The sequence below is a fragment of the Sphingomonas sp. IW22 genome (assembly GCF_041321155.1).
Taxonomy (GTDB): domain Bacteria; phylum Pseudomonadota; class Alphaproteobacteria; order Sphingomonadales; family Sphingomonadaceae; genus Sphingomonas.
This window is the reverse complement of record NZ_JBGGWB010000001.1, coordinates 128,574-153,739: the sequence shown is the minus strand read 5'-3', so window position 1 is coordinate 153,739 and position 25,166 is coordinate 128,574. Positions and strand designations below refer to the sequence as shown.

The following is a 25,166-nucleotide window of genomic DNA, read 5'->3' as shown; positions in this document are numbered from 1 at the left end:
CGGTAACGGCGCGCAATTCCGGGAGCGACTGTGATGGCGAAAAATCCGAACGAAGCAATGGATCAGGCGAACGACGCGGCAAAGGCGGGCATGGACAACGCGCAAGACGCGACGCGCCAGACCGCTGACCATATGCAGGCTGCAGGCGAGCGGATGAAGGCGACTGCCGAATCGATGAATGAAGCGGGCTCGCAACTGGGCATCAAGATGCTCGACCAAGCCGAGACGAATACGCGGGAAGCGTTTCAGGCGATGCGCGCCGCCGCGCAGGCGAGCGACCTTTCCGAACTGATGCGTATTCAGAGCGAGTATATGCGAGAACAGGGCACCCGTTCGATGTCGCAGGCGCGCGAGATTGGCGAGATGATCGCTGAATTTGGCCGGAACGCAATGGGCCAGATGACAGGCCGTCGTTGATGGCAGGCGTTCGGGGCGTGGCGCGACGTCGCGCCCTGACGCTGTTTGCTACCCTTGCCACCGCAACACTTGCGCCGCCGTTAGCGGCCCAGGAGCCGCCGCTGGTGCTCGCAGCGGCGAGCCTTCAGGAAGCGCTGAGTGAGGCTGCTGCGCGCTTTTCCCCCCAAGTGGCTGGTAGACCTCGGCTGTCTTTCGCCGGGTCGTCGGCGCTGGCGCGCCAGATCACGGCCGGCGCGCCCGCAGACCTGTTCATTTCCGCCGACGAACAGTGGATGGATGCAGTCGAGTCGGCTGGGCTGGTGGCGGCGGGTAGCCGAGCCGATCTGACGGGCAATCGACTCGTCCTGATCGCCGCGACCGGCAGCACTTCGGCAAAGGTCCGGACCGGCGCCGACATGCTCCGCGCACTGGGCAGTGGCCGGCTTGCCATGGCCGATCCGGATGCGGTGCCCGCAGGGCGATATGGCCGCGCGGCGCTTTCGCGGTTCGGGGTGTGGGAGCGCATGGCGCCGCGCATCGCGCGCGCCGAAAATGTGCGTGCTGCGCTGGCGTTGGTCGAGCGGGGCGCGGCGGTGTTGGGTATCGTTTATGCAACTGACGCGCGGGCTTCGCGAAAAGTACGAGTCATCGGGCGCTTCCCTGCCGCAAGCCATCCGCCAATCCGGTATCCCATTGCGCGATTGAAGCGATCCGGCGATGCGGGTGCCGGGACCTTTCGGCGCTTCCTGCTGTCGCCTGCAGGTCAGGCAATCTTGCAGAAGCACGGTTTCTCCAGCCACTAACGTCGGAAGCTCAGATCGTTCCTGAGGTATAGCACCGTTTCCCACTGACTTCTGGGGGTCGACCAGACGCGACGATAGTCGCTGCGAAGCGCGTGCTTCACCTCGTACAGGCTCGCGCGGTTCCAGATGTCCAGCTTGCGCGTCGAGGATATGATGACCGGCGGACGCCGATTGAGGATGCGCCGGACCTCGCCCGCCTCATCGACACCCGTGGCGCCCTGTTCGGTCGAATAGGCCAGAAGGTTGGGAAAGGCATAGGCTGTCGGCACACAGCTGTGCGCCAGATGATAGGTGATGGTGTCGCCGATAAAGACATAGGGACATTCGCCGCGCGAGTTGAGTTGAACCAGCCGCGCCGTTTCACGCGCGCCGGGCGCGTCGTCGGGGATGAAAGCTCGCTCGGCTAGGAATAGCAGCACACCGAGCCCGAGTGCCCCGATCGCGGCGCGGGGCCGCCGGGCCAAGGTCGCCGCCGACAACAGCGCCAGCGGGCCGACCAGCGGCAGCGCATAATGGTCGAAAAACGTGCCGATGGCGATGAAGCCGCCCGTTGCCGCCAGCAACCACGCCGCAGCCAGCGACAGCGCGGCCGGGGTCGGTCGCGGCCGCATCCGCCAACCCAGCAGCGCGCATGCCATCAATGGCGAGAGTTGCGCCGCGATGCCCAACAGGCGCATCGCCACCTGATCCAACGGATAAGCTGGGCGCAGAAAGATCGAATCGAAATTGGCGAACCAGAATGCGCTGAGCGCCGACGGCCCCATCGCCGCATACGCCCCAACCGCCATTGCGGTCGGGGCGACGCCCGCAACCATCCACAATAGCGCCGCTAGAACTGATGTCCCGATCCGGGCGCCGGCGCGGTGCAGCCACCATATATGCGACAGCCCGACAAAGGCGCCCTCGACCGCGGCGGTGTATTTCAGCTGGATCGCCAGCCCACACGCCAGACAGGCTACAAAGCCGGAGCCGATGATTGCCGCCTGCCGTCCCGACCGCGCCAGTGCGGGCAGGCCCAGGGTCCAGAAAACCGCCAGCGCAATTGGGAGATTGTAGAAAACGGGCGATTGCCCACCGCGCCCGCCCAGCGGGGACAGCCACAAGAGGTAAGCAATGCCCGCCAGCAACGCGCCGCTGCGCCGCGCGCCGATCCGCAGCGCCGATGCGCGCAGGACGATCGCAGTCGCCGCCGCTGCCGCCGTCGCCATCAGTTGATAGGCCAGCACTCCGTTGCCGGGAAACAGCGCGGGCAGCGCATAGAGCAGGAACAGCCCGACCGGCTTTCGGTCCCACAAGTCGATGAAGGGGATATCGCCATCCCATATCCGGCTGCCGACCAGCAGATAATATTGTTCGTCAACATGGATGACCGGATTGTCGAAATCCCATGCACGCAGCGCCAGTGCGACCAGCGCAAGGAAAAGTGCCGGCATCCATTGCCGCGCCCGAACCGACATCGCCGCCATGGTCAGTAAAATTGCCGGAGCGTCAGCCGCCGTTCGGTGCCGTCGCACATGCCGAAGCGAACAGAACGCCCTGATGCGCCCGCCGACCAGCCGGTATCGACGGTGCCGCGATCGGGGGGTGGGACCGGCGTGCCGTCCACGGTGCAGATCTGGTCGCCCGCCTTCCATCGGCCAGCGGCCGCGGGGCTGCCGCGCATCACATGCAGGACCGACAGCCGCCCGCTGTCATATCCCACCAGCAGCCCGCTGGTTGAGCGAACCGGGTCATCGGCTGCGCCGCGACCGGGTTTTAGGACCATGTGACCCGCGCGTGCGTCCATCAGAACGCGGTAACGCTGGAACCATCCATTGCCGATCCGACCAGCGGTCTGCGTCTGATCCGAAAAACCACCCTTTGCCTCGATCCGGGTTTCCACCGCCAGCGGCGGCAGCGCGCCCAGTTGGACATCGGGCAGCACCGTCATCTCGGTTTCGATTGGCCCGCCCAGGCCAAAGGCGATGGCCGTGGTAACCGCGCGTGGGCGGATGCGAGCGGCGGTCCAGCTTGGCCGCGACAGGGTCAGCGCCGCACCGTCGCCAGTGTCGACGATCAGCGGTCTGAATTGTGCCTTCCCCACCTTGACCGCACTGGCGAACACCCCGGTCCCCGGCAGACGCGACAACGGTGCGCGAGCGCCCGAAAATGGCATCCGCCCGCTGGGCAGCAGTCGGAACCGGCGGTTTTCATAGTCGATGTCGATCGCGCAGCAGCTGAGCACGTCGCTGCCGATCAGCAGGTCGACCGGACGCGCGCTGCCGGTTGCGATCGCGGACAGATCGACCACTGCCAGCCGGGTGCGCGGCTGATCCAGCGCGCCCAGCGCCAGCTTGTTCACCCGCGCCCAGCCCAGCGGCACGGCACCACCCACCGCATCGGCCCGCTCCCCGCGCGAAGGCTCCAGCTTCAGCCCGGCGCGTGTGGCAAACAGGCGGGAGGCGACGCTGGCGCTGACGCCGGTGTCCAGGATCGCGCTGGCGCGAGTGCCGTCGACCAGCATGTCGAAGCGGATCTGATTGCCCGGCGTCATGTCGAACGCGACCCAACGGCTTTCCGAATCGGTGGCGAGCTTGTTGACGCCCGCCGTCTGTGCGCCGGGAACGGCCGCCGTCGTCAGCAACAGCGGTAGGATCGAAAGCAGGTTCCAACGCACAGCCGCACGCCTAGCGCGGCTCGCCGCAATAGGCGAGGGGTTCGCGGGGGTTGCGGGGTGGGAAATCTCGCGGTGATGCGTGACTGCAACGGCGGCCGACGGCACCGCTTTTGGACCATGACGGCGCGCCTTCCACATCTTTCGCATCGAAGCGCGATTGACAGTGATGCTGCGGCGCGACAGTGTTTCTCCCGTCGTCGTCGGGCAACCGGCGGACACGCGCGGGAGAGTGCGGGTCGAAAGGCCCGCCACCGAAGGAGCAACCGCCCCGGAATCTCTCAGGTGCAAAGGACCGCGCGGGTCTTGCGATGCTCTGGAAAGCGGCAGCGGACGTATCCGTTGCCCACCGAAGGGGTAACTCCGGCTATCCGGGGGAAAGCTCTCAGGTTCCCGTGACAGAGGGGGCGATGCGAACGAGCGGTCAATACTGGCCCTGCGATCGTGTCGGTTTCACCTTTTCGCAACGGGAGCCTTGCTTGGCCGATCATCCGACCGAAGACGAATTTGAGGGCGAAGCGCCGCCCGTTCTGACGCTGCCGCTGGATGGCTGGCACCGGGAACGCGGCGCGCGAATGGTCGAGTTCGCCGGCTATCTCATGCCGATCCAGTATGAAGGCATCATGGCTGAGCATCTGTGGACCCGCGAGTCGGCGGGTCTGTTCGATGTCAGCCATATGGGCCAGTTGCGGATCGACGGCCCCGGCGTGGTCGACGCGCTCGAATCGCTGCTGCCTGCCGACGTGGCCGGGCTGGGCGCCGGGCGTCAGCGTTACTCGCTGCTGCTGGCCGACAATGGCGGTATTCTGGACGATCTGATGCTGGCGCGGCTGCCTGCCGCCCATCCGTTCGGTGAGGTCGAGGGCGATGTACCCGCATTCTACATGGTCGTGAACGGCGCGACCAAGTGGGACGATCTGGCGCATCTGCGCGAGAGGCTGGACGACGCGATCAACCTGAACCTGCTGGACGAACGCGCGCTGCTGGCGTTGCAGGGTCCGAAGGCGGTCGACGCACTTGAACGGCTGGTGCCGGGCGTCACGGCGCTGGGTTTCATGACGGCGGCGGCGTTCGATTGGCAGGGTGTGGGCCTGTGGATCAGCCGGTCGGGCTATACCGGCGAAGACGGCTTCGAGATTTCGGTGCCGGCCGACGATGCGGTCGCACTGGCCCAGGCGTTGTGTGTCGAGCCGGAAGTGAAGCCCATCGGCCTCGGCGCGCGCGACTCGTTGCGGCTGGAGGCGGGGCTGCCGCTTTACGGCCACGATCTGGACGAAGAGACGACGCCGGTTGCCGCCGACTTGGGCTTTGCGCTGTCAAAGCGGCGGCGCGAGGATGGTGGCTTTCCGGGCGCAGAGCGCGTGCTGAGCGAGTATGCGAACGGCGCCGCCACCAAGCGCGTCGGCCTGATCGTGGAGGGGCGCCAGCCTGTGCGTGAGGGCGCGACCGTGGTCGATGCCGATGGCGCGACGATCGGGCGCGTCACGTCGGGCGGCTTTGCGCCCAGCGTGGGCCAGCCGATCGCCATGGCGTACGTTCCCGCAGAACTCGCCGCACCCGGTACCGCCATCACGCTTCAGCAACGGGGCAAGCCGCACGCCGCGACGGTCGCGGCCATGCCCTTCGTTCCCCATCGTTACATTCGCAAGGGAGTGTCAAAGTGACCCGTTATTTCACCGACGAGCATGAGTGGATCGAGGTCGACGGCGACACCGCGACCGTCGGCATCACCGATTACGCGCAAGGTCAGCTTGGCGACATCGTGTTCGTGGAAGTGCCTGAGGAGGGTCGTGAGGTTACCAAGGGCGGCGAAGCGGCCGTGGTCGAGAGCGTGAAGGCCGCCAGCGACGTTTACGCCCCTGTCAGCGGCACCGTGCTCGAGGGCAATGCAGCGCTGGCCGACGACCCGTCGCTGGTGAACAGCGATCCCGAAGGGACAGGCTGGTTCTTCAAGCTGACGCTTGCCGATGCCGGCCAGCTCGACGGCCTGATGGACGAGGGCGCCTATAAGGACTTCGTCAGCAAGCTGTGATTTTCGCGATGCCCCGCCCGTCGCGGCGGGGCTGGAGACAATGATGCGTTACCTGCCCCTTACCGACGCCGACCGCGGCGAGATGCTGGCCGCGATCGGCGCGCCGTCGATCGAGGCACTGTTCGAGGATGTGCCCGTCCACGCGCGCCAGCCCGGCCCCATTGCCGGATTGCCGATGCATGCCAGCGAACTGGCGGTCGAACGGCACATGACGACGCTTGCCCGCCGAAATGTGGTGGCGGGCGAAGTGCCCTTCTTCCTCGGCTGCGGTGCCTATCGCCATCACGTGCCCGCCACGGTCGATCACCTGATCCAGCGCGGCGAGTTTTTGACTGCCTACACGCCCTATCAGCCGGAAATCGCACAGGGCACGCTGCAGATGCTGTTCGAGTTCCAGACACAGGTCGCACGCCTGTTCGGGACCGATGTGGCCAATGCGTCGATGTACGATGGCTCGACCGCGTGCTGGGAAGCGATTGTCATGGCGCGCCGTGTGACACGCCGGGCAAAGGCGATCCTGTCGGGCGGCCTGCACCCGCATTATGTCTCCGTCGCAAAGACGATGGCCAAATATACCGGCGACGTGCTGAACACGCGCCTGCCGGACCTGTCGGCAGAGCCGGACACCGCCGACCTGATCGGTGCGCTCGACGACGATACGTCGTGCGTGGTCGTGCAGTATCCGGACATTCTGGGCCGCATCGGCGACCTGTCCGAACTGGCGGCGGCGTGTCAGGCGAAGAAGGCGCTGCTGATCGCGGTGGTGACCGAACCCGTGGCGCTGGGCGCGATCCGCTCCCCCGGTGAAATGGGCGCTGATATCGTCGTGGGTGAGGGGCAGTCGCTGGGCGTCGGGCTGCAATTCGGTGGGCCTTATGTCGGGCTGTTCGGGTGCAAGGACAAATATGTCCGCCAGATGCCCGGCCGCTTGTGCGGGGAAACCGTCGATGCAGAGGGCAAGCGCGGTTTCGTGCTCACGCTGTCGACGCGCGAACAGCATATCCGGCGTGAGAAGGCGACGTCGAATATCTGCACCAATTCGGGCCTTTGCGCTCTGGCCTTCTCCATCCACATGACGTTGCTGGGTGAAAAGGGGCTGCGGGGACTGGCAGAGGCCAATCATTTCGCGGCAAGCGCGGCGGCGGAGCGGCTGGCCAAGGTGCCGGGCGTCGAACTGGTTACGCCCGGTTTCTTCAACGAATTCACGCTGAAACTGAACAAGGAAGCGCGGCCGATCGTCCGCATGCTGGCCGAGCGCGAGATCCTGGCGGGCGTGTCGCTGGGCCGCTTGCATCCCGGCGTCGAGGCGCTGGAGCGCGGGCTGGTCGTGGCGGTGACGGAGACGACGACGGCGGAGGATGTCGAAACCCTTGCCGCCGCGCTTGAGGAGGTGCTGGCATGAGCGCGATCAACCAGAGCGGGTGGAAGCCCGAGATGCAGTCGGTCGACGGCCCCGCGCCGCGCGCGACCAGCACCGGTAACCGGGCGCTGATGCTGGAAGAAGCGCTGATCTTCGAGATCGGCAGCGATGAGACGACGGGCGTCGACTTGCCTGATGTGCCCGCCGCAACCAGCCGGCTGGGCGATCTTGGCCGCAGGGCACCGATCGGTCTGCCCGGCCTGTCGGAACCGGAAACGGTCCGCCACTACACGCGCCTTAGCCGCCAGAATTATGCCATCGACCTGGGCCTGTTCCCGCTCGGCTCCTGCACGATGAAGCATAATCCGCGCTTGAACGAAAAAATGGCGCGGTTACCCGGTTTTGCCGACATTCACCCGCTCCAACCCGTCGATACGGTGCAGGGGGCGCTGGGCGTCATCAACGAACTGGCCTTCTGGCTGATCGAACTGACAGGTATGCACGGTGTCGCGATGAGCCCAAAGGCGGGCGCGCATGGCGAGCTGTGCGGCATCCTGTGCATCAAGGCAGCGCTGGAAGCGCGTGGGGAGGGGCATCGCAAGGTCATCCTCGTCCCCGAAAGCGCGCACGGTACCAACCCGGCAACGGCGGCCTTCGCCGGCTTCACCGTCGAGAACATTCCCGCGACCGATGCGGGCCGTGTCGATACGGATGCGCTGAAAGCGCGGCTGGGGCCGGACGTTGCGGGCGTGATGATCACCAACCCCAACACCTGCGGCCTGTTCGAACGTGATCTGAAGATCATCTCCGATGCTGTTCATGACGCAGGTGGCTACGTCTATTGCGACGGCGCCAATTTCAACGCGATCGTCGGTCGCGTGCGCCCCGGCGATCTGGGCGTCGATGCAATGCACATCAACCTGCACAAGACCTTCTCGACCCCGCATGGAGGGGGCGGTCCGGGTTCTGGCCCGGTGGTATTGTCCGAAGCGCTGGCACCCTTCGGTCCGCTGCCCTTCACCGCGCGTCATGCCGACGGGCACATCCAGTTGGTCGAGGAAGAAACGGTTGGCGAAGATCACCCGGACAGCTTTGGCCGGATGACCGCATTCCACGGCCAGATGGGCATGTTCACCCGCGCGCTGACCTATATCCTCAGCCACGGTGCCGACGGCCTGTATCAGGTGTCGGGCGATGCGGTGCTGAACGCCAATTACGTGCTGCGCCGTCTGGAAGGCGTGCTGGACGCGCCATTCGCCAAGAGCGGGCCGTGCATGCATGAGGCGCTGTTCAGCGATGAAGGCTTCCCTGCGGGCTTCTCGACGCTGGATGTGGCCAAGGGACTGATCGACGAGGGCTTCCACCCGATGACGGTCTATTTCCCGCTGGTGGTTCACGGCGCGATGCTGGTCGAGCCGACCGAGACCGAATCGAAGGCGGCCCTGGATCAGTTCATCGATGCGTTCGCGTCAGTCGCGGAACGCGCCAAGGCGGGCGATGCCAGCCTGAAATCGGCCCCGCACTTCGCCCCGCGCCGTCGCCTTGACGAAACGCTGGCTGCGCGAAAGCCGGTGCTGGTGTGGAAGGAACCGGTACTGGCTGAGGCTGCAGAGTAAAGAAAAGGGGGCGGCCCGGTCAGGCCGCCCCCTTTGGCATCAGCCGAACAGCTTGGCCGCCGTTTCGGCAACGCGCTTGCCCTGATAGCGCGCGCCGTCGAGTTCGATCTGGCTTGGCATGCGGCTGCCGTCGCCATTGGCGATGGTCGATGCGCCATAAGGGGTGCCGCCATTGACCGCCTCGTTCGACATCTGGGCCTGATAGCCATAGTCGAGCCCAACGACCGTCAGGCCGAAGTGCAGCAGGTTGGTGATGATGGAGAACAGCGTCGTCTCCTGCCCGCCATGCTGCGTCGCGGTGGAGGTGAAGGCCGCGCCCACCTTGCCGTTCAGCGCGCCGCGGAACCACAGGCCGCCGGCCTGGTCCAGGAACGATGCCATCTGGCTGGACATGCGCCCGAAACGGGTCGGGCTGCCGATAACGATCGCGTCATAGTCGGCCAGCTTTTCGGCACTTTCGATCACGCCGTGGGTGTGATCCGACTTGAAGCCAGCAGCCGCTGCCACTTCGGGGGGCGCGGTTTCGGGGACGCGCAGAACGTCCACCGTCGCGCCTGCCGAACGCGCGCCTTCTGCAACCGCGTCGGCCATTTGCGACATATGCCCATAGGACGAGTAATAAAGCACCAGAACCTTTGCCATCGGCGTATCTCCTGTCTTGAAAGGGTTGGGGAAGGGTCGCGGTTGGCGCGGCCCTTCCCCGTCCGACGCCTGCATGGAGGGGGAGGGAGGCAGGCGTCGAAGAACGTCAGTCGGCGTCGACCATCACCAGCTCGGCATCTTCGACTGCGCGGATCAGATAGGTCTTGCCACCGGACAGCGCGGCGCCGTCGCGCGCCTTGAATGATACGCCGTCAATCTCGATCGCACCTGTCGCTGGCACCAGATAGGCGTGGCGACCCTCGCCCACGACATGCTCGACCCGTTCGCCGGCCTTCAGTGTCGCGCCCATGACCCGCGCATCGGCGCGGATCGGCAGGGCGTCACCATCTTCGGCAAAGCCGCTGGCCAGCGTCACGAAACGGCCCGAACGGTCGTTCTTGGGAAACGGCTTTGCACCCCAGCTGGGAGCACCACCCGCGCGCTTTGGTTCGATCCAGATCTGGAACAGCGTCGTGGTTTCGGCTTCCAGATTATATTCGGCGTGGCGAACGCCCGTGCCCGCCGACATCACCTGAACATCGCCAGCGCCGGTGCGGCCCTTGTTGCCCATCGAATCCTGATGAGTGATCGCGCCCGTGCGGACATAGGTGATGATTTCCATGTCGCGGTGCGGGTGCGGAGGGAAGCCGCTGTTCGCCGCGATCTCGTCATCGTTCCACACGCGGATCGAGCCCCAGCCCATGCGACCGGGATCGTAATAATTGGCAAACGAGAAATGATGCCGTGCGTTGAGCCAGCCATGATCGGCATGGCCGAGCGTTTCAAATGGTCGTTTGTCGATCATTATGACCTCCTTGGTTGACCAGGAGATAGAGAGGCTGGGCGCGATCTAAAATGGAAACCATGGAAACCTATCGTTTCGTAAACCGCGCGTGGCGGCGTGGCAGCGGTCTGGCATGACGGCGCCATGGCCCGCATCCCTGTTACCCGCGCAATTTCGATCGATTCGAGCGAACTCGTCGAAAGCTTTACGCGCGCGAGCGGACCCGGCGGGCAGCATGTGAACACGACCGACAGCGCGGTTCAGCTGCGCTTCGATATTGCCGCGTCGCCGAACCTGCCGGACCGGGTGAAATATCGCCTTGCCGAACTGGCGGGCAGCCGCATGACGCGTGAAGGCGTGCTTATCCTGCGCGGCGAAGGTGCCCGGTCGCAGGAAATGAACCGACGCGAAGTTCGCGAACGCCTTATCGAGATGATCCGCGAGGCAACGATTGTGCCCAAGGCGCGACGCGCGACCAAGCCGACCCGCGCCTCGCAGACACGCCGCGTCGATGCGAAGGCAAAGCGCGGTGCAGTGAAAAGCGGGCGGGGCCGCGTACGGATCGACTGAACGGGCATGGTTGCGTTAAATGCAATCGCCCCGATCCTTTTCGCACTTGCACAAAAGCGTGCTGCAGCGCAAAAAGACCATGCCTTTCAGGCATCCTCTCCTAAAACTTTCAGGCCGATCCTTAACGGGTCGGCCTTTCTTTTTGTCGGTTTGAGTTAGTCGACGCGGACGCGCAGGTTCGGATCGAAGCCTTCAACCGCCAAATCAGCGATACGTTCGGCTACGGTTTCCGGGGGCTTCACGCTGGCGGGATCTTCACCCGGATAGGCGCGTGCGCGCATCTTCGTTCGCGTGGCGCCGGGGTCGACGATGGCGGTGCGGACCTTGCTGATGTTCCGCATCTCTTCGCCATAGCTGGCGATCAGCGTCTCGAAAGCCGCCTTGGATGCGCCGTAAGCACCCCAATAGGCACGCGGAGTCCGCCCCACGCTGGAGGTCACGCCGATCACCCGCGCGCTCTCGCTCCGCCGCAGCAACGGGTCGAACGAGGCTATAAGCGCTGCCTGTGCGCTGACGTTCAGGGTCAGCACCTTGGCAAGTTCCTTCATATCGATGGCCGGAACCGCCGCCAGCGTGCCCAGCATCCCCGCGTTCAGCACCAGAATGTCCAGCGCCTGCCACCGTTCGGACACCGCGCTTGCCAGCCGGGCAACCCCATCCGTCTCGCTAAGGTCCAGCGGGGCGATCGTCGCCGACCCGCCCGCAAGGTAGATTTGTTCCTCAACCTCCTCCAGACCGCCGGCGGTGCGGGCTGTCAGTACGACATGCGCGCCGCGTGCACCGAGAGCGATTGCCGTCGCCGCGCCGATCCCGCGCGAGGCACCGGTGACGAGCGCGATCCGGCCCGAAAGTGGCGTGTCGGTCATGGCAGTCCTGTCGTTAGTGAAGGAATCGGGTCAGCCGACGCGTTCTTCGAGCATCGAAAACTGCTCGACCGTGCCGCGTTCATCCTGATCGGTCAGTGTGGTCGGATAATCGCCGGTAAAGCACGCGTCGCAATGGCTGGGCCGAATGTCGGCGCGCTTCGCCTCACCCAGCGCCTTGTACAGGCCGTCGATCGACACGAACGCCAGGCTGTCGGCATGGATGAAGTCTGTCATGCCGCCCACGTCCATCTTGGCCGCGAGCAGCTTGGCGCGTTCGGGCGTGTCGACGCCGTAGAAGCAGCTGTGGCGAGTCGGGGGCGATGCGATGCGCATATGCACTTCGCTGGCGCCCGCTTCGCGCATCATCTGCACGATTTTCAGGCTGGTGGTGCCGCGCACGATCGAATCGTCGATCAGCACAACCCGCTTGCCCTGGATCAGCGCGCGATTGGCGTTGTGCTTCAGCTTGACGCCCAAATGCCGGACCTTGTCGCCCGGCTGGATGAAGGTGCGTCCGACATAATGCGACCGGATGATGCCCAGTTCAAAAGGAATCCCCGATTCCTGCGCATAGCCGATGGCGGCGGGCACGCCCGAATCGGGAACCGGGATGACGAGATCCGCCTCAACCGGCGCCTCGATGGCAAGCTGCGCGCCGATATTCTTGCGCACCGAATAGATTGAGCGTTCATCGACAATCGAGTCAGGACGGCTGAAATAGACGTGTTCGAAAATGCACGGGCGCGGGGCGACCGGCTTGAACGGGCGGATCGAGCGGACCTGACCGTCCTGCACGATTACCAGCTCACCCGGCTCCACGGCGCGTTCGAACTCGGCACCAACCACGTCGAGGGCGACGGTTTCGGATGCGAAGATCACCGAATCACCCAGACGCCCCATCACCAGGGGTCGGATCCCCAGCGGGTCGCGACAGGCGATCATGCCTTCCGGCGTCATGCAGATCAGCGAATAGGCGCCCTCGACCCGCTTCAGCGCATCGATGAACTTATCGAGCAGCGAGCGATAGCTGGACGTTGCGACCAGGTGGATGATCACCTCGGTATCGCTGGTCGACTGAAAGATCGAACCCGACCGCACCAGATCGCGCTTCAGCCGCAGCGCGTTCGAAATGTTGCCGTTATGGGCGATGGCAAAGCCGCCGCTGGCCAGATCGGCGTAAAGCGGCTGGACATTGCGAAGCGCGGTTTCGCCCGTGGTTGAATAACGGACATGCCCCGCCGCCATCGTGCCGGGCAGCGCACGAATCACTTCATCGCGGTCGAAATTGCCCGCGACATGACCCATCGCCCGATGGGTGTGGAACTGCGCCCCATCAAAGGTGGAGATGCCTGCCGCTTCCTGCCCGCGATGCTGAAGAGCATGCAGGCCCAGCGCCACCAGCGCCGCTGCGCCTTCGGCGTTTGCGACGCCAAAGATGCCGCATTCCTCGCGAAGATGGTCGTCGTCGAACGGGTGAGTGGTCAGCATACGCCCGGTGCTTTCCGATGATCGAAGGGATTCGTTGGCGCGCATATAGGCACGCCGTGGCCGTTTGTCGCCCCGTCGTCACATTTGCCACGGGAGCCGCACGCCGGAACATGCGTTCAGGCCCCAAAGGAGACGCGATCATGGCTAAGGATCATGGCAGTTCGGTGAAGGACGACAAGTTGTACGAGGACCTGCGAAAGGACGGCGCATCCAAGGAAAAGGCCGCACGAATCGCCAATGCCAAGACGGCAGGGTCGCTGGATCACAAGAGCACGCAGCTTGAGGATCGCACTCGTGACGAACTTTATGACGAAGCGAAAAAGATTGGGATCGATGGCCGATCGGACATGAACAAGGACGAACTGATCAAGGCGATCAGGGACCATTGAGCCACGGGGCAGCCATGGCTAGGGGGCAGGCATGGCTGACACGCGCGATACCGGGCTGACGCTCGACCCCAAATATGACGCCGCCGGGTTGCTTACTGCCGTGGCGACCAATGCCGCAACGGGCGAGCTGCTGATGGTGGCGCACATGAATGCCGAGGCGCTGGCGGCCACGGTGGAAACGCGGGAGGCACATTTCTGGTCACGCAGCCGCGGGCGGCTGTGGAAAAAGGGCGAGACGTCGGGCCATGTCCTGCATGTCCGCGACATCCGGATCGACTGCGATCAGGACGCGCTGTGGCTGATTTGCGAGCCGGCGGGCCCCGCCTGTCACACGGGCGCGCGCAGCTGTTTCTATCGACGGGTGGCGGGCGATGCGCTGGAAGCGCTGGATTAGCCTTATCGCGCTGCCGCTGGCGGCGTGCGGCGGTGGCGATGTGGTAAAGCGCGTGGTCGGTGGCGATGGCGATGCCGGGCTGGAACGCGCCGCCATGGATCGCGGGTTGGTCCGCGCACCCGGCGATGCGCCGATGACTGGGCTTTACGCGTCGGGCGGCGACCGGCTGTGCATTGTCGAACAGGGCCGCGGCGCGCGCATCGGCGTGGTGCGCGATCACGGCCCCGGCCAGTCCTGTGCCGCAGCGGGCGTTGCAGAGCGCGATGACGACATCATCACGGTCACATTGGGTGCTGCCGGCGACTGTGAATTCGACGCGGTATTTGACGGAGAAAGCCTGGCTTTTCCTCCTCAAGTGCCCGCCGGCTGCCGTCGTTTCTGCGGCGTGCGCGGGACGCTGACCGACATGTCGGTCGAGCGTTTGTCCGAAAGCGTGGCCGAGGCGACCGCTTTGCGTGACGGTAGGCGCCGGATGCTCTGCGACAGTTGACGCTTACGTTAAGGGCAATTATTTTGGCGGCATGCTTACGACCGCTGCCACGCATGAAGCCCTTGCCCCGATCGAGCCGCGCCACGACCGCGATGCCTTTTCCATTTCGGACCTGTGTGCCGAGTTTGAAGTGACGCCGCGCGCTCTGCGTTTCTACGAGGATGAGGGCCTGATCGCCCCCGAACGGCGCGGATTGCAGCGCATCTATTCGCACCGCGACCGCGCACGGCTTGCCTGGATTCTGCGCGGCAAGCGGGTGGGTTTCAGCCTCGCCGAGATCCGCGAGATGATCGACCTGTACGACATCGGCGACGGTCGCCGCATCCAGCGACAGGTGACGATCGAGAAATGTCGCACGCGCATTGCGACGCTGGAAGCGCAAAAGCGTGACATCGACGCCGCCATTGCCGAGCTGAACGATTTTCTGGCCGTCGTCGAAGCGGCCGGGAACAACAAGAACGCCTGAGAGGATCGACCATGCCCCAATATACCCCGCCGGTTCGCGATACCCGCTTCATCCTGGACCATGTCGTCGGGCTTGAGCGTCACGCCAATCTGCCCGGTTTCGCCAATGCGACGTCTGACATGGTCGACGCCGTGCTGGAGGAAGGTGGCCGTTTCGTCGCGGAGGTGCTGTTCCCGCTCAATCAGGTGGGCGACCAGCAGGGTTGCACGCGGCACGACGATGGCAGCGTGACCACGCCTGAAGGGTTCAAGGCCGCCTACGACCAGCTTCGCGAGGCAGGCTGGATGACGCTGGGCGCGCCGGAGGCGTTTGGCGGGCAGGGGATGCCGCACACCGTCTCGACCGCGTTCGAGGAATATATGATTTCCGCCAACATGGCCTTTGCCATGTATCCCGGCCTGACCCATGGCGCGATCGCCGCGCTGATGGCCAAGGGCTCGGACGAGCAAAAGGCCATGTACGTGCCGCGGATGGTGTCGGGTGAATGGGGTGGGACCATGAACCTGACGGAGCCGCATTGCGGCACTGATCTTGGCCTGATCAAGACCAAGGCCGAACCGCAGGGCGATGGCAGCTATGCGATCACCGGCACCAAAATCTTCATTTCGTCGGGCGAGCATGACCTGACCGACAACATCATTCATCTGGTGCTGGCAAAGACCCCCGGCGCGCCCGACAGCTCAAAGGGCATCAGCCTGTTCGTTGTGCCGAAGTTCATCGTGAACGAGGACGGATCGCTGGGCGACCGCAACGGGGTGTCGTGCGGCTCGATCGAACACAAGATGGGCATTCACGGCAATTCGACCTGCGTTATGAATTATGACGGGGCCAAGGGCTGGCTGGTCGGCGAGGAGATGAAGGGGCTGGCCGCCATGTTCATCATGATGAATGCCGCACGGCTGGGTGTCGGCCTGCAGGGGCTGGGCGTGGCCGAGGTCGCTTACCAGAACGCCGTCCATTATGCTCGCGATCGCCGTCAAGGCCGGGCGCTGACCGGCGCGGCAGAGCCGAACGAAAAGGCCGACACGCTGTTCGTCCATCCTGATGTGCGCCGCATGTTGATGGAGGCCAAGGCGCTGACCGAAGGCCTGCGTGCGCTGTGCCTGTGGGGCGCGCTTCAGGTCGACCTGTCGCAAAAGGCGGTGGATGAGGGCGAGCGACAGATGGCTGACGATCTGATCAGCCTGTTGACCCCGGTCATCAAGGGTTATGGCACCGACAAGGGTTACGACGTCGCCACCAACGCGCAGCAGGTCTTTGGCGGCCATGGCTACATCGCCGAATGGGGCATGGAGCAATATGTTCGCGATGCGCGGATCGCCATGATCTACGAAGGCACCAATGGCGTGCAGGCGATGGATCTGGTCGGGCGCAAGCTGGCCCAGAATGGCGGGCGCGCGGTGCAGGCGCTTTTCAAGCTGGTCGGGGACGAAATCGCCGCCGCCAAGGAAGAGGAAGCCGCCGCCGACTTTGCGGGGCGACTGGAAAAGGCGCTGGGCGACCTTCAGGCCGCAACCATGTGGTTTCTGGCCAACGGCATGAAAAACCCCGAGCATGTCGGTGCGGGCGCACATAGCTATATGCATCTGATGGGCATTGTCGCGACGGGTCTGATGTGGATGCGGATGCTGCGCGCCGCGACGGCTCAGCTGGCATCGGGTGAGGGCGATGCACGCTTCTTCAACGCTAAGGTGACGACGGCGCGCTTTTATGCCGAGCGCATCCTGCCCGATACCGGTGCGCTGCGCCGCAAGATCGAGGGCGGGGCCGATGCGGTAATGGCGCTGGAGCCGGAGATGTTTCTGGCCGCATAAGCGCCGGGTCGATGGGCCGTCCTGCTTTACTGTGGGGCGGCCGCCGGTCTGGCCGCCGTTGTGACAGCGGGGGCCGTCGCCGGGCCGGATCGGCGGCGGACGCCATCAAGTTCCGTAACCGGGGCTGCCGTTGCCGAAGGAATAGCGCCCGCCGCCGGGGCGGGTGGCACCGGCTTTGTCGCCGGCGCGGGTAGGCGCGGCTTCATGCATTCGCTTGGATCAATGCGCTGAAACCGGGTGCAGTCCCACAATGCCTTGTCGAACCCACGTTGCCGGTCGCGCAGATAGCTGAAGGCAAGCCGTTCGATCCGGCGGGGATCAGCGGGTAGCGCCGCGGGCGTATCAGCCTGGTCGGTCCGTGCCATCAGCTTGCAATAGGGCCGCGTGCCGCACGCGGCTTGCGCAACCGCAGCATGTTGGGCGGGCGCCATTTTCGGGTCGAGCGTCAGCAGAAACAGATTGGGATCGCTGTCGCTGGGCTGCGGCACTGCGTCGGGCGCGATTGCGATGGCGGCGTCGGCAATCTGTTCGCCAGGATCATCCGCCGTGCTGCTATGAGCGGGCGCAATCCCCCTCAGCTTGGCGATCAGCGGTTCGGCTGCGCGGTAACGACCGCGAAAGGCCGGCGGCGTGCCCCACCAGCCGGTCCAGCGAAAGAACAGGTGGCTGTGCACCTCGCTCACCTTGTCCAGGCTCGCGCTCCAATAAGGTACCACCCAGTCGGTATGGTAATGGGTTGCCATGCCGACCGCCTTTTCCACCCGGCCTGTCAGCGCGGCGGTGGCCACATCGCGCGCGCGGCGCCACGCAGCGTCCGAATAGCGGCGGGCCAGCGCGCCGTCGCAAGTAAAGGTGAACTGACAGCCCGTCTGGCGTTCCGATCCCTGGAACACGACTTCGCAGATCGTCTTGGGAAAGGCCGGGTGCCGAAGCCGGTTCAAAATGACCTGGGCGACCGGGCGCTGGCCGACCGGGTCGTCACCCGCTTCATAAAGCACACCGGCGGTCAGGCAGTCGGTGGCCCGCGCGACGCTGTCCGCATCCCCCACGATACGGAAAGGGCGTGCGCTGAGCAGCGGCGCGGTCGAGAAGGGGATGGAAGCGTTATAGGCCCGCGCATCCGACGGATCGACCGGCACGAACAGCGCCGGCTCCACCGGTGGCAGGACTGCTTTGGGAACGACGCGCTGAGGCCGCCTGATCGCGACGCGCGGCTGTGCCGTGATGCGCGGCGCGGTCATCACGATCACCAGCGGAGCCAGGATCGCGATGACCGCAAGTAGCGTCAGTGCCGCGCGCATGGGCCGCGATGGCGGCGTGCCGGGCTTTGGTCGGGCGTTTACGGTTCGCATGGTGTCCGGACGACAAGCGGCAGGGCGGAGCGGCTGACGACCAGCCGGTCCACCGAGCCGAAGCGCGCTGGTCGGCGCTTATTGTTCAGGCAGGAAATCGGGCACCGACAGATAACGCTCGCCCGTGTCATAGTTGAAGCCCAGCACGCGCGAACCTTCGGGGAGTTCGTCCAGCTTCGCCGCGATCGCTGCCAGCGTTGCGCCGGAGGAGATGCCGACCAAAATCCCTTCTTCCCGCGCAGAACGACGCGCCATTTCCTTTGCAGCATCGGCAGGCACGCGGATGACGCCGTCGATCGCCTGGGTGTGCAGGTTGGTTGGGATAAAGCCCGCGCCAATGCCCTGAATGGGGTGCGGGGCGGGCTGGCCGCCCGAAATGACCGGCGATGCTTCGGGTTCGACGGCAAAGACCTTCAGCTTCGGCCAATGCTGCTTCAACGCTTCTGCGACACCGGTGATATGTCCGCCCGTGCCGACGCCGGTGATGATCACGTCGATCGGCTCATCGCGGAAATCGTTGAGGATTTCCTGAGCGGTGTTCTGAACATGGACATCGATATTCGCAGGATTTTCGAACTGCTGCGGCATCCATGCGCCGGGGATTTCGCCAACGATCTCGATCGCGCGCTCGATTGCGCCCTTCATCCCCTTTTCACGCGGGGTCAGGTCGAAGCTGGCGCCATAGGCGAGCATCAGGCGGCGGCGCTCCACCGACATGCTTTCGGGCATGACGAGGATCAGCTTATAGCCCTTGACTGCCGCGACCATTGCCAGCCCGACGCCGGTGTTGCCGCTGGTCGGCTCGACAATCGTGCCGCCGGGCTGGAGCTTGCCATCGCGCTCCGCCGCTTCGATCATTGCCAGTGCGATGCGGTCCTTGATCGAGCCGCCGGGGTTCGAGCGTTCCGACTTCACCCACACTTCGGCCGAGGGGAACAGGCGGCTCAGCCGCACGTGCGGCGTGTTGCCGATGGTGGCAAGGATCGAGTTCGCCTTCATGCCGTCTTCTCCTCCAGCGGCGGGAATTCGAGCGTTTCCGGCGGGTCGAAGCTGCGCGCGGCGCGCAGTTCGGGAAACAGTCGATCCCAGTATAACGTGACCAATATGGCTAGTGCGCCGCCACCCGCAACCGCCAGCACCGGCCCAAGCGCCGCCGCCAGGAAACCGGAGCGTGCCTCGCCCAGTTCGTTCGAGCCGGAAACGAACAGCGTCGACACCGCGCCGACGCGCCCGCGCATCGCGTCGGGCGTATAAAGCTGGATCAGCGATTGGCGGACATAGACCGAAACCATGTCGGTCGCGCCGATCACGAACAGCGCGGCCAGCGACACGGCAACCGCGGGAGCAAAGTCGCTTCCCACCGCCGATGGGCCCAGAATGGGCAGCATCACCGGCGCGGCCAGCCCGAACACGACGGTTGCCGCACCAAAGCCGACCACGGCCAGCAGCATCTTGCCGCCCACGTCGCGCTTCAACGGGCGCCACGCGAACCAGGCGCCGACCGCGACGGCGCCGAGTGCGGGCGCCGCGCGCAAATGGCCCAGCCCCTCGGCCCCAACCATCAGGATGTCGCGGGCATAGATGGGCAGCATCGCCGTCGCGCCGCCTAGCAGCACGGCGAACAGATCGAGGCTGATGGCGCCCAGCACCAGCCGATTGCGGCGGACATAATGCAGACCGTCGACCATCTGCGCCCATGGATTGCGCGCGCCGGTGATCGCGGTGCGCCGAATCGGGTGGATGAACAACAGGCACAGGAACGCCAGCGCGAACAACACGGTCGACGCTGCATAGGCGCCCCAGTCGGCGGCGGCATAGAGATACCCGCCCATTGCCGGGCCAATGACGGATCCGGACTGCCACGCAAGCGAGGACAGGGCGATGGCGGTGGGCAGCGACGCCGCCGGCACCAGATTGGGCGCCAGCGCCTGTAGCGCGGGGCTGGCAAAGGCGCGCGCGACGCCGAGCAGTGCCGCGACCGCGAAAAGCGCGGGCAGCGTGATCGCGTCGGTATAGGTCAGCCACGCCAACACGCCGGCACAGCCCGCCTCCAGCGCGACCGATGCGCGCGCGATCCAGCGCCGGTCCAGCCGGTCGGCGGTCCATCCGGTGATCAGGCTGAGGAACAGCAGCGGCACGAACTGTGCCACGCCGATCAGCCCCAGCTGAAATGCGGCGGCCTTAACCCCCATTGTCTCACGCGCGATGTCATAGACCTGCCAGCCGATGACGATGACCATCGCCATCTGGCCCAGCGTACTGGCAAGGCGGGCGATCCAATAGGCGCGGTAGCTGGGGATGGAGAGCGGATGGGGTGCAGACATGACCGCGCGATTGGAACCTAAAGCCCGCGACTGCAACCTGAGATCGCGTTGCCCGCGCCGCAGCCCTCCTATCGAATGGCGGGCAGCATCACGGTGACTACGGTGCCGGTGCCCGGCGTGCTGGCAATGTCCAGCCGCCCGCGGTGCCGCTCGACGATATGCTTGACGATGGAGAGGCCAAGGCCGGTGCCGCCGGCCGCGCGGCTGCGTCCCGAATCGACGCGGTAAAAGCGTTCGGTCAGGCGCGGCAGGTGTTCGGGGGCAATGCCGTCGCCCTGATCGCGCACGCTGAGGCGCACCATCGCGCCGCCGTCATGTTCCAGCTCGACCGTCACGGGCGTGCCAGGGCGGCCATATTTCAGGGCATTGCCGATCAGATTGTGCAGCAGCTGGCTCAGCTGAGCGCGGTCGCCGCGCACCGGCGGCGCATCTGCCACGGCGGTAACGACGTCGCCGGCGCGGCCGTTGGCGGTGCTTTCCACTTCGGCGCGGACCTCCTCCACCAGTTCGCCCAGCCGGACGGTCTGGCCGGGTTCACGGTATTTCTCGGCCTCGATCCGCGAAAGGCTCATCAGGTCGTCGACCAGACGGCGCATCCTGGTCGCTTCGCCCAGCATGATCTTGAGGAAACGGTCGCGTACTTCAGGGTCGTCGCCAGCGCCTTCACGCAGGGTTTCGACAAAGCCGAGGATCGACGCCAGCGGGGTCCGCAGCTCGTGGCTGGCATTAGCGACGAAATCGACGCGGATGCGGTCGGCGGCATAGCTGCCGGTGCGGTCGATCAGATGCACGACGCGCAGCGACGGCCCCGCCCGGCGCACATGCATTTCCCACCGCTGCTCGCGCGTGCCCAAGCCGACCAGATGGATCGGTTCGTCATCCGCCGTGTCGGGCGCGGCGGTCAGCCGTTCTGCGGCAGCGGGGTGGCGGATGGCCAGGCGCACATCCTCCCCCAGAATATGCTGGCCGAGCAGCGCGCGTGCGGGCGCGTTGGCGCGCACCACGCGGCGGTCGGCGATAATCATCACGGGTTCGATCACCGCTTCGATCACGTCGCTGATCAGCGGTTCGGGGGGCAGCGGGGGCGGGGGCGGCGCGGAGGCCGCTTCCTCAGGCTCATCCGATGCGGTGCCCAGCGCGACCAGCACGGCGGCGATTGCGCCGACCACCGCCACCACGATTGCGTTCGCATCGCTGCCGATAACGAGCGCGGCGGCGCCGCTCGCCACCGCGATGCCCAGCGCGACGCCCGCGCGAATCGCCCGATCCCCTGCCATTGCCGGATCGCGTAACCGATCCTGCTCGCTTTGTCGTGCCTGCCGCTGTTATTGACCCCCGGCACCGCCTCCGCCAAGGGAAGCGGCCTTTCCTATCCATCCAACGCGAAGGTTTCCGGTGTCCGACAACACCCAGCCGATGAGCTTCCAGCGCATGATCCTGACGCTCCATGATTATTGGAGCGCGCGGGGCTGTGCCATTCTTCAGCCCTATGACATGGAAATGGGGGCGGGCACCTTTCACCCCGCCACCACGCTGCGCGCGCTGGGGCCGGAGCCGTGGAACGCCGCGTTTGTCCAGCCGTGCCGCCGCCCGACCGACGGGCGCTATGGCGAGAACCCCAACCGGCTTCAGCATTATTACCAGTATCAGGTGATCCTGAAGCCCAGCCCGCCCGACCTTCAGGACCGGTATCTGGATTCGCTGGCCGCGATCGGCATCGACCCTCTCAAGCACGACATCCGCTTTGTCGAGGACGACTGGGAAAGCCCGACGCTGGGCGCCTGGGGCCTTGGCTGGGAAGTGTGGTGCGACGGGATGGAGGTGACCCAGTTCACCTATTTCCAGCAGATGGGCGGTTTCGATTGCAAGCCGGTGGCGGGTGAGCTGACCTACGGGCTTGAGCGGCTGGCCATGTATATCCAGAACAAGGACAGCGTGTACGACCTCGCGTTCAACGACGCGGGCGTGACTTATGGCGACGTGTTTCTGGAAAACGAACGCCAGATGTCGACCTGGAATTTCGAGGTCGCAAACACCGACAGCCTGTTCGACCAGTTCAGGAAGCATGTGGCCGAATGCGAGAACTCGCTGGACGCCAACCTGCCGATCGCCGCCTATGAACAGGCGATCAAGGCCAGCCATGTGTTCAACCTGTTGCAGGCGCGCGGCGTCATCTCCGTCGCGGAGCGTCAGGCCTATATCGGCCGTGTGCGCGATCTGGCCAAGGGCAGCTGCCAGAAGCAGATCGAAAAGATGACACCCCAGTGGCAGGCACGTTTTCCGGAGTGGTCGCTGTGACCGATTTTCTGCTTGAGCTTCGTTCGGAGGAAATCCCCGCCCGGATGCAGGATCGCGCGCGCGCCGATCTTGAAAAGCTGTTCACGGCCGAACTGGCAAAGGCCGGCATCGCCGCCGCCGGGATCGTCACCTATGCCACGCCGCGTCGCCTCGCTCTGATCGCCAGCGGACTGCCGCAGGCGACCGAAGCCGTGCGCGAGGAAGTGAAGGGGCCGCGCACCAGCGCGCCCGAACAGGCGCTGGAGGGTTTTCTCCGCAAGACCGGCCTGTCGCGTGAGCAACTGACCGAGCGGGACGGCGTGTGGTTCGCCGTCACCGAACGCCCCGGCCGCGCCACCGCCGATGTGCTGGCCGCCGCCATTCCGGCGATCGTGCGCGCATTCCCGTGGCCCAAGTCGATGCGCTGGGGTGCGCCGTCGCTGTCGAGCGAAAGCCCGCGCTGGGTGCGCCCGTTACAAGGCATTGTCGCCATTCTGGGCGAGGAGCTGGTGCCATGCGAAGTGGCGGGGATCACCAGCGGTTATGCAACCGTCGGCCACCGTTTCCACAGCCCGCAGCCGATCACCATTGGCGGCGCGCACGACTATGTTGAAAAGCTGCGGCTGGCGCACGTCATCGTCGATCAGGATGAACGCCGTGCGATCATCCGCAACCGCGCGACCGCGCTGGCGGGCGAGGCTGGGTTGACGCTGGTCGAGGATGAAGGGCTGGTCGCGGAAAATGCGGGCCTGACAGAATGGCCGGTGCCGCTGCTGGGCCGCTTTGATGCTGAGTTTCTGGACGTGCCGGCTGAGGTCATTCAGCTCACAGCGCGTGTGAATCAGAAATACTTCGTTTGTCAGGATGCGTCAGGAAAGCTGGCTAACGCTTTCATTTGCGTGGCAAATATTGCCGCGCGCGATGGCGGTGAAAAGATCGTCGCCGGTAATCAGAAGGTGCTGGCCGCCCGCCTGTCCGACGCGCGCTTCTTCTACGACACTGACCTGAAGGTGCCGCTGGAAGAACAGGCAAAGAAGCTCGAAAAGATCGTCTTCCACGAAAAGCTGGGCACTGTCGCCGACAAGGTCGAGCGCGTGGCCAAGCTGGCGCGCTGGCTGGTCGAGGAAGGCATCGTCAAAAATGCCGACCCCGCTCACGCCGAACGCGCCGCGCGGCTGGCCAAGGCCGATCTGGTCACCGGCATGGTGGGCGAGTTCCCCGAGCTTCAGGGCCTGATGGGCGGCTATTACGCCGCCGCACAGGGCGAGCCGCGCGAAGTCTGGGAAGCGGTGCGCGATCATTACAAACCGGTCGGGCAGGGCGACGAAGTGCCGACTGCGCCGGTGACGGTCGCGGTGTCGCTGGCGGATAAGCTGGATACGATTTCGGCGTTTTACATTGCAGACCTGCCTCCTACCGGTTCCAAGGACCCGTTCGCGCTGCGCCGAGCCGCTCTTGGTCTAATCGAGTTATTGCAAGCCAATAATGTGCGGTTCGGCCTGTTTCTTGCCATCAGTCTCTCAATGGCCCGGGTAGCGGCGACGGTAAGTGGTGCTGAATGGGCGGAAAAGTTTCGCGAGTTGGTCAGAGCGCGTACGGCGGCGGGTGATCCTATGAACCCAGACGAGTATGAGAAAACGCGTCAGAATATGATCGAAAGGGCACGCTCAACGGAAGAACTTGATGCTTTCAGCGTGCGAGTTGAAGCGGCCGGAGGCGCTGTGATCAACTTCTTCGCCGACCGCCTAAAAGTCCAGCAGCGCGAAGCCGGGGTTCGCCACGACCTGATCGACGCGGTGTTCGCGCTCGGCGGTGAGGACGACCTCGTCCGGCTGCTTGCTCGCGTTCATGCGCTTCAGGCGTTCGTGACGACGGGGGAGGGTGCGAACCTGCTGGCCGGGTATAAGCGCGCGGCGAACATTCTGAAGAAGGAAGGGTGGCAGGACGATGCGCTCCCCGCCGCCGATCCGCATGTGCCGACGCTGGCCGAAGCCGCCGATCAGTCCCAGCCCTTTGGCGACGAGCCAAAGCGTCTGCCGCAGGAACGCCGCGTGATCGAGGCCGATCTGGCCGGTGGCCATATCCCGCAAACGGGCGAGGAAGACCCGCTGGCGGAAGTGGCGGGCGACGCGCACGGCGTGGTGGGCGAAACCTTCACCCCCGAACCGGCCGAATCCGCGCTGATCGCCGCGCTGGACGAAGCCGAACCGCGCGCCGCGCGTGCGGTCGAGGCGGAGGATTTCGAAGGGGCCATGGCCGCGCTCGCCAGTCTGCGCGCGCCGATCGACGCCTTTTTCGAATCGGTGACGGTCAACGATGCCGATCCCGCCAAGCGTCAGGCACGTCTTGCGCTCCTCGCCCGGATGCGCGCGGCAGTGCACCGCGTTGCCGATTTCTCACGCATCGAGGGATAGCAAAATGCGGATGTGACGCTATTCCGCGTCTCAGCA

24 protein-coding genes and 1 riboswitch are annotated in these 25,166 nt (G+C 65.2%); of the genes, 14 read left to right on the top strand and 10 right to left on the bottom strand.

All coding sequences use genetic code 11. The annotated features are described in order from the left end of the window. Positions 1-33 precede the first annotated feature (33 nt). Positions 34-417: a phasin family protein gene (locus ACAX61_RS00745; RefSeq protein WP_370712922.1), complete on the top strand. Its 384-nt coding sequence runs from the start codon at positions 34-36 to the stop codon at positions 415-417. Then, a complete protein-coding gene (modA, locus tag ACAX61_RS00740) occupies positions 417-1,199 on the top strand; it encodes a molybdate ABC transporter substrate-binding protein (protein WP_370712921.1) in 783 nt (260 codons plus the stop codon). Before ACAX61_RS00745 ends, modA begins: the two co-directional genes overlap by 1 nt. Here the strand turns inward: modA and ACAX61_RS00735 are convergent. Further along, positions 1,196-2,632 carry a hypothetical protein gene (locus ACAX61_RS00735; protein WP_370712920.1) on the bottom strand — a complete coding sequence of 479 codons (1,437 nt, stop codon included), beginning with the start codon at positions 2,630-2,632 and terminating at the stop codon, positions 1,196-1,198. The genes modA and ACAX61_RS00735 overlap by 4 nt on opposite strands. 35 nt (positions 2,633-2,667) lie before the next feature. After that, positions 2,668-3,855, bottom strand: coding sequence for an aspartyl protease family protein (locus ACAX61_RS00730; RefSeq protein WP_370712919.1), 1,188 nt, complete (start codon positions 3,853-3,855; stop codon positions 2,668-2,670). Between the two features lie 212 nt (positions 3,856-4,067). Next, positions 4,068-4,160, top strand: a riboswitch (glycine riboswitch). Between the two features lie 171 nt (positions 4,161-4,331). Here ACAX61_RS00730 and gcvT point away from each other — a divergent pair. The 4 genes from gcvT to gcvPB are packed head-to-tail and all read left to right on the top strand — an operon-like array spanning position 4,332 to position 8,860. Further along, a complete protein-coding gene (gcvT, locus tag ACAX61_RS00725; protein ID WP_370712918.1) occupies positions 4,332-5,516 on the top strand; it encodes a glycine cleavage system aminomethyltransferase GcvT in 1,185 nt (394 codons plus the stop codon). Further along, positions 5,513-5,884 carry a glycine cleavage system protein GcvH gene (gene gcvH, locus ACAX61_RS00720; protein WP_370712917.1) on the top strand — a complete coding sequence of 124 codons (372 nt, stop codon included), beginning with the start codon at positions 5,513-5,515 and terminating at the stop codon, positions 5,882-5,884. The genes gcvT and gcvH overlap by 4 nt, the downstream gene beginning before the upstream one ends. 43 nt (positions 5,885-5,927) lie before the next feature. Further along, positions 5,928-7,286: an aminomethyl-transferring glycine dehydrogenase subunit GcvPA gene (gene gcvPA / locus ACAX61_RS00715; RefSeq protein WP_370714862.1), complete on the top strand. Its 1,359-nt coding sequence runs from the start codon at positions 5,928-5,930 to the stop codon at positions 7,284-7,286. Further along, on the top strand, positions 7,283-8,860 hold the full coding sequence (gene gcvPB / locus ACAX61_RS00710) for an aminomethyl-transferring glycine dehydrogenase subunit GcvPB (protein ID WP_370712916.1): 1,578 nt from the start codon (positions 7,283-7,285) through the stop codon (positions 8,858-8,860). Before gcvPA ends, gcvPB begins: the two co-directional genes overlap by 4 nt. A gap of 39 nt (positions 8,861-8,899) precedes the next feature. Here the strand turns inward: gcvPB and wrbA are convergent, their stop codons facing one another. Then, entirely contained in the window at positions 8,900-9,502 is a 603-nt protein-coding gene (wrbA, locus tag ACAX61_RS00705; protein WP_370712915.1) for an NAD(P)H:quinone oxidoreductase, read from the bottom strand. A 106-nt stretch (positions 9,503-9,608) separates the two neighbouring features. Then, positions 9,609-10,307 (bottom strand): pirin family protein, encoded by a 699-nt coding sequence (locus tag ACAX61_RS00700; RefSeq protein ID WP_370712914.1) that lies wholly within the window; start codon positions 10,305-10,307, stop codon positions 9,609-9,611. 123 nt (positions 10,308-10,430) lie between these two features. Here ACAX61_RS00700 and arfB point away from each other — a divergent pair, with 123 nt between their 5' ends. Continuing rightward, on the top strand, positions 10,431-10,856 hold the full coding sequence (gene arfB / locus ACAX61_RS00695; RefSeq protein ID WP_370712913.1) for an alternative ribosome rescue aminoacyl-tRNA hydrolase ArfB: 426 nt from the start codon (positions 10,431-10,433) through the stop codon (positions 10,854-10,856). A gap of 155 nt (positions 10,857-11,011) precedes the next feature. Here the strand turns inward: arfB and ACAX61_RS00690 are convergent, their stop codons facing one another. Together ACAX61_RS00690 and purF are read right to left on the bottom strand one after the other, a co-directional pair. Then, positions 11,012-11,722, bottom strand: coding sequence for an SDR family NAD(P)-dependent oxidoreductase (locus ACAX61_RS00690; RefSeq protein ID WP_370712912.1), 711 nt, complete (start codon positions 11,720-11,722; stop codon positions 11,012-11,014). A 30-nt stretch (positions 11,723-11,752) separates the two neighbouring features. After that, on the bottom strand, positions 11,753-13,210 hold the full coding sequence (purF, locus tag ACAX61_RS00685; RefSeq protein WP_370712911.1) for an amidophosphoribosyltransferase: 1,458 nt from the start codon (positions 13,208-13,210) through the stop codon (positions 11,753-11,755). A 140-nt stretch (positions 13,211-13,350) separates the two neighbouring features. Between purF and ACAX61_RS00680 the strand changes: the two genes are divergently transcribed. From ACAX61_RS00680 to ACAX61_RS00660, 5 genes are read left to right on the top strand one after another with little or no spacing between them, the layout of a single operon-like run. Continuing rightward, positions 13,351-13,599, top strand: coding sequence for a DUF7218 family protein (locus ACAX61_RS00680; protein ID WP_370712910.1), 249 nt, complete (start codon positions 13,351-13,353; stop codon positions 13,597-13,599). A 31-nt stretch (positions 13,600-13,630) separates the two neighbouring features. Beyond that, positions 13,631-13,993 carry a phosphoribosyl-AMP cyclohydrolase gene (hisI, locus tag ACAX61_RS00675; RefSeq protein ID WP_370712909.1) on the top strand — a complete coding sequence of 121 codons (363 nt, stop codon included), beginning with the start codon at positions 13,631-13,633 and terminating at the stop codon, positions 13,991-13,993. Further along, positions 13,971-14,483 carry a hypothetical protein gene (locus tag ACAX61_RS00670; RefSeq protein ID WP_370712908.1) on the top strand — a complete coding sequence of 171 codons (513 nt, stop codon included), beginning with the start codon at positions 13,971-13,973 and terminating at the stop codon, positions 14,481-14,483. Before hisI ends, ACAX61_RS00670 begins: the two co-directional genes overlap by 23 nt. 31 nt (positions 14,484-14,514) lie before the next feature. After that, positions 14,515-14,949, top strand: coding sequence for a MerR family transcriptional regulator (locus ACAX61_RS00665; RefSeq protein WP_370712907.1), 435 nt, complete (start codon positions 14,515-14,517; stop codon positions 14,947-14,949). A gap of 11 nt (positions 14,950-14,960) precedes the next feature. Next, on the top strand, positions 14,961-16,763 hold the full coding sequence (locus ACAX61_RS00660) for an acyl-CoA dehydrogenase C-terminal domain-containing protein (RefSeq protein ID WP_370712906.1): 1,803 nt from the start codon (positions 14,961-14,963) through the stop codon (positions 16,761-16,763). A 26-nt stretch (positions 16,764-16,789) separates the two neighbouring features. Here ACAX61_RS00660 and ACAX61_RS00655 read toward each other — a convergent pair whose 3' ends face one another. The 4 genes from ACAX61_RS00655 to ACAX61_RS00640 all read right to left on the bottom strand — a co-directional run bounded on the left by ACAX61_RS00655 (position 16,790) and on the right by ACAX61_RS00640 (position 21,716). Beyond that, positions 16,790-18,115 (bottom strand): cell wall hydrolase, encoded by a 1,326-nt coding sequence (locus ACAX61_RS00655; protein ID WP_370712905.1) that lies wholly within the window; start codon positions 18,113-18,115, stop codon positions 16,790-16,792. 78 nt (positions 18,116-18,193) lie between these two features. Continuing rightward, entirely contained in the window at positions 18,194-19,114 is a 921-nt protein-coding gene (gene cysK, locus ACAX61_RS00650; RefSeq protein ID WP_370712904.1) for a cysteine synthase A, read from the bottom strand. Further along, on the bottom strand, positions 19,111-20,439 hold the full coding sequence (locus ACAX61_RS00645) for an MFS transporter (protein ID WP_370712903.1): 1,329 nt from the start codon (positions 20,437-20,439) through the stop codon (positions 19,111-19,113). Before ACAX61_RS00645 ends, cysK begins: the two co-directional genes overlap by 4 nt. A gap of 68 nt (positions 20,440-20,507) precedes the next feature. Then, the gene (locus tag ACAX61_RS00640; RefSeq protein WP_370712902.1) at positions 20,508-21,716 is read right to left on the bottom strand and encodes an ATP-binding protein; all 1,209 of its coding nucleotides are present in this window, start codon (positions 21,714-21,716) and stop codon (positions 20,508-20,510) included. Positions 21,717-21,870: 154 nt separating this feature from the next. On the opposite strand from ACAX61_RS00640, the gene ACAX61_RS00635 reads away from it, so the two are divergent. Together ACAX61_RS00635 and glyS are read left to right on the top strand one after the other, a co-directional pair. Continuing rightward, entirely contained in the window at positions 21,871-22,737 is an 867-nt protein-coding gene (locus ACAX61_RS00635; protein WP_370714861.1) for a glycine--tRNA ligase subunit alpha, read from the top strand. Beyond that, positions 22,734-25,130, top strand: a complete 2,397-nt coding sequence (gene glyS / locus ACAX61_RS00630) for a glycine--tRNA ligase subunit beta (RefSeq protein WP_370712901.1) — start codon at positions 22,734-22,736, stop codon at positions 25,128-25,130. Before ACAX61_RS00635 ends, glyS begins: the two co-directional genes overlap by 4 nt. Positions 25,131-25,166 lie beyond the last annotated feature (36 nt).

Bases quoted from the DNA above. Each gene is read 5' to 3' on its own strand.
- cysK (WP_370712904.1), bottom strand. From the start codon at position 19,114: ATGAAGGCGAACTCGATCCTTGCCACCATCGGCAACACGCCGCACGTG.
- purF (WP_370712911.1), bottom strand. From the start codon at position 13,210: ATGCTGACCACTCACCCGTTCGACGACGACCATCTTCGCGAGGAATGC.
- ACAX61_RS00745 (WP_370712922.1), top strand. From the start codon at position 34: ATGGCGAAAAATCCGAACGAAGCAATGGATCAGGCGAACGACGCGGCA.
- ACAX61_RS00660 (WP_370712906.1), top strand. From the start codon at position 14,961: ATGCCCCAATATACCCCGCCGGTTCGCGATACCCGCTTCATCCTGGAC.
- ACAX61_RS00640 (WP_370712902.1), bottom strand. From the start codon at position 21,716: ATGGCAGGGGATCGGGCGATTCGCGCGGGCGTCGCGCTGGGCATCGCG.
- gcvPA (WP_370714862.1), top strand. From the start codon at position 5,928: ATGCGTTACCTGCCCCTTACCGACGCCGACCGCGGCGAGATGCTGGCC.
- ACAX61_RS00635 (WP_370714861.1), top strand. From the start codon at position 21,871: ATGATCCTGACGCTCCATGATTATTGGAGCGCGCGGGGCTGTGCCATT.
- ACAX61_RS00670 (WP_370712908.1), top strand. From the start codon at position 13,971: ATGCGCTGGAAGCGCTGGATTAGCCTTATCGCGCTGCCGCTGGCGGCG.
- wrbA (WP_370712915.1), bottom strand. From the start codon at position 9,502: ATGGCAAAGGTTCTGGTGCTTTATTACTCGTCCTATGGGCATATGTCG.
- hisI (WP_370712909.1), top strand. From the start codon at position 13,631: ATGGCTGACACGCGCGATACCGGGCTGACGCTCGACCCCAAATATGAC.
- ACAX61_RS00665 (WP_370712907.1), top strand. From the start codon at position 14,515: ATGCTTACGACCGCTGCCACGCATGAAGCCCTTGCCCCGATCGAGCCG.
- gcvPB (WP_370712916.1), top strand. From the start codon at position 7,283: ATGAGCGCGATCAACCAGAGCGGGTGGAAGCCCGAGATGCAGTCGGTC.
- ACAX61_RS00700 (WP_370712914.1), bottom strand. From the start codon at position 10,307: ATGATCGACAAACGACCATTTGAAACGCTCGGCCATGCCGATCATGGC.
- ACAX61_RS00680 (WP_370712910.1), top strand. From the start codon at position 13,351: ATGGCTAAGGATCATGGCAGTTCGGTGAAGGACGACAAGTTGTACGAG.
- ACAX61_RS00690 (WP_370712912.1), bottom strand. From the start codon at position 11,722: ATGACCGACACGCCACTTTCGGGCCGGATCGCGCTCGTCACCGGTGCC.
- ACAX61_RS00645 (WP_370712903.1), bottom strand. From the start codon at position 20,439: ATGTCTGCACCCCATCCGCTCTCCATCCCCAGCTACCGCGCCTATTGG.
- modA (WP_370712921.1), top strand. From the start codon at position 417: ATGGCAGGCGTTCGGGGCGTGGCGCGACGTCGCGCCCTGACGCTGTTT.
- ACAX61_RS00735 (WP_370712920.1), bottom strand. From the start codon at position 2,632: ATGCCGGCACTTTTCCTTGCGCTGGTCGCACTGGCGCTGCGTGCATGG.
- arfB (WP_370712913.1), top strand. From the start codon at position 10,431: ATGGCCCGCATCCCTGTTACCCGCGCAATTTCGATCGATTCGAGCGAA.
- ACAX61_RS00655 (WP_370712905.1), bottom strand. From the start codon at position 18,115: ATGCGAACCGTAAACGCCCGACCAAAGCCCGGCACGCCGCCATCGCGG.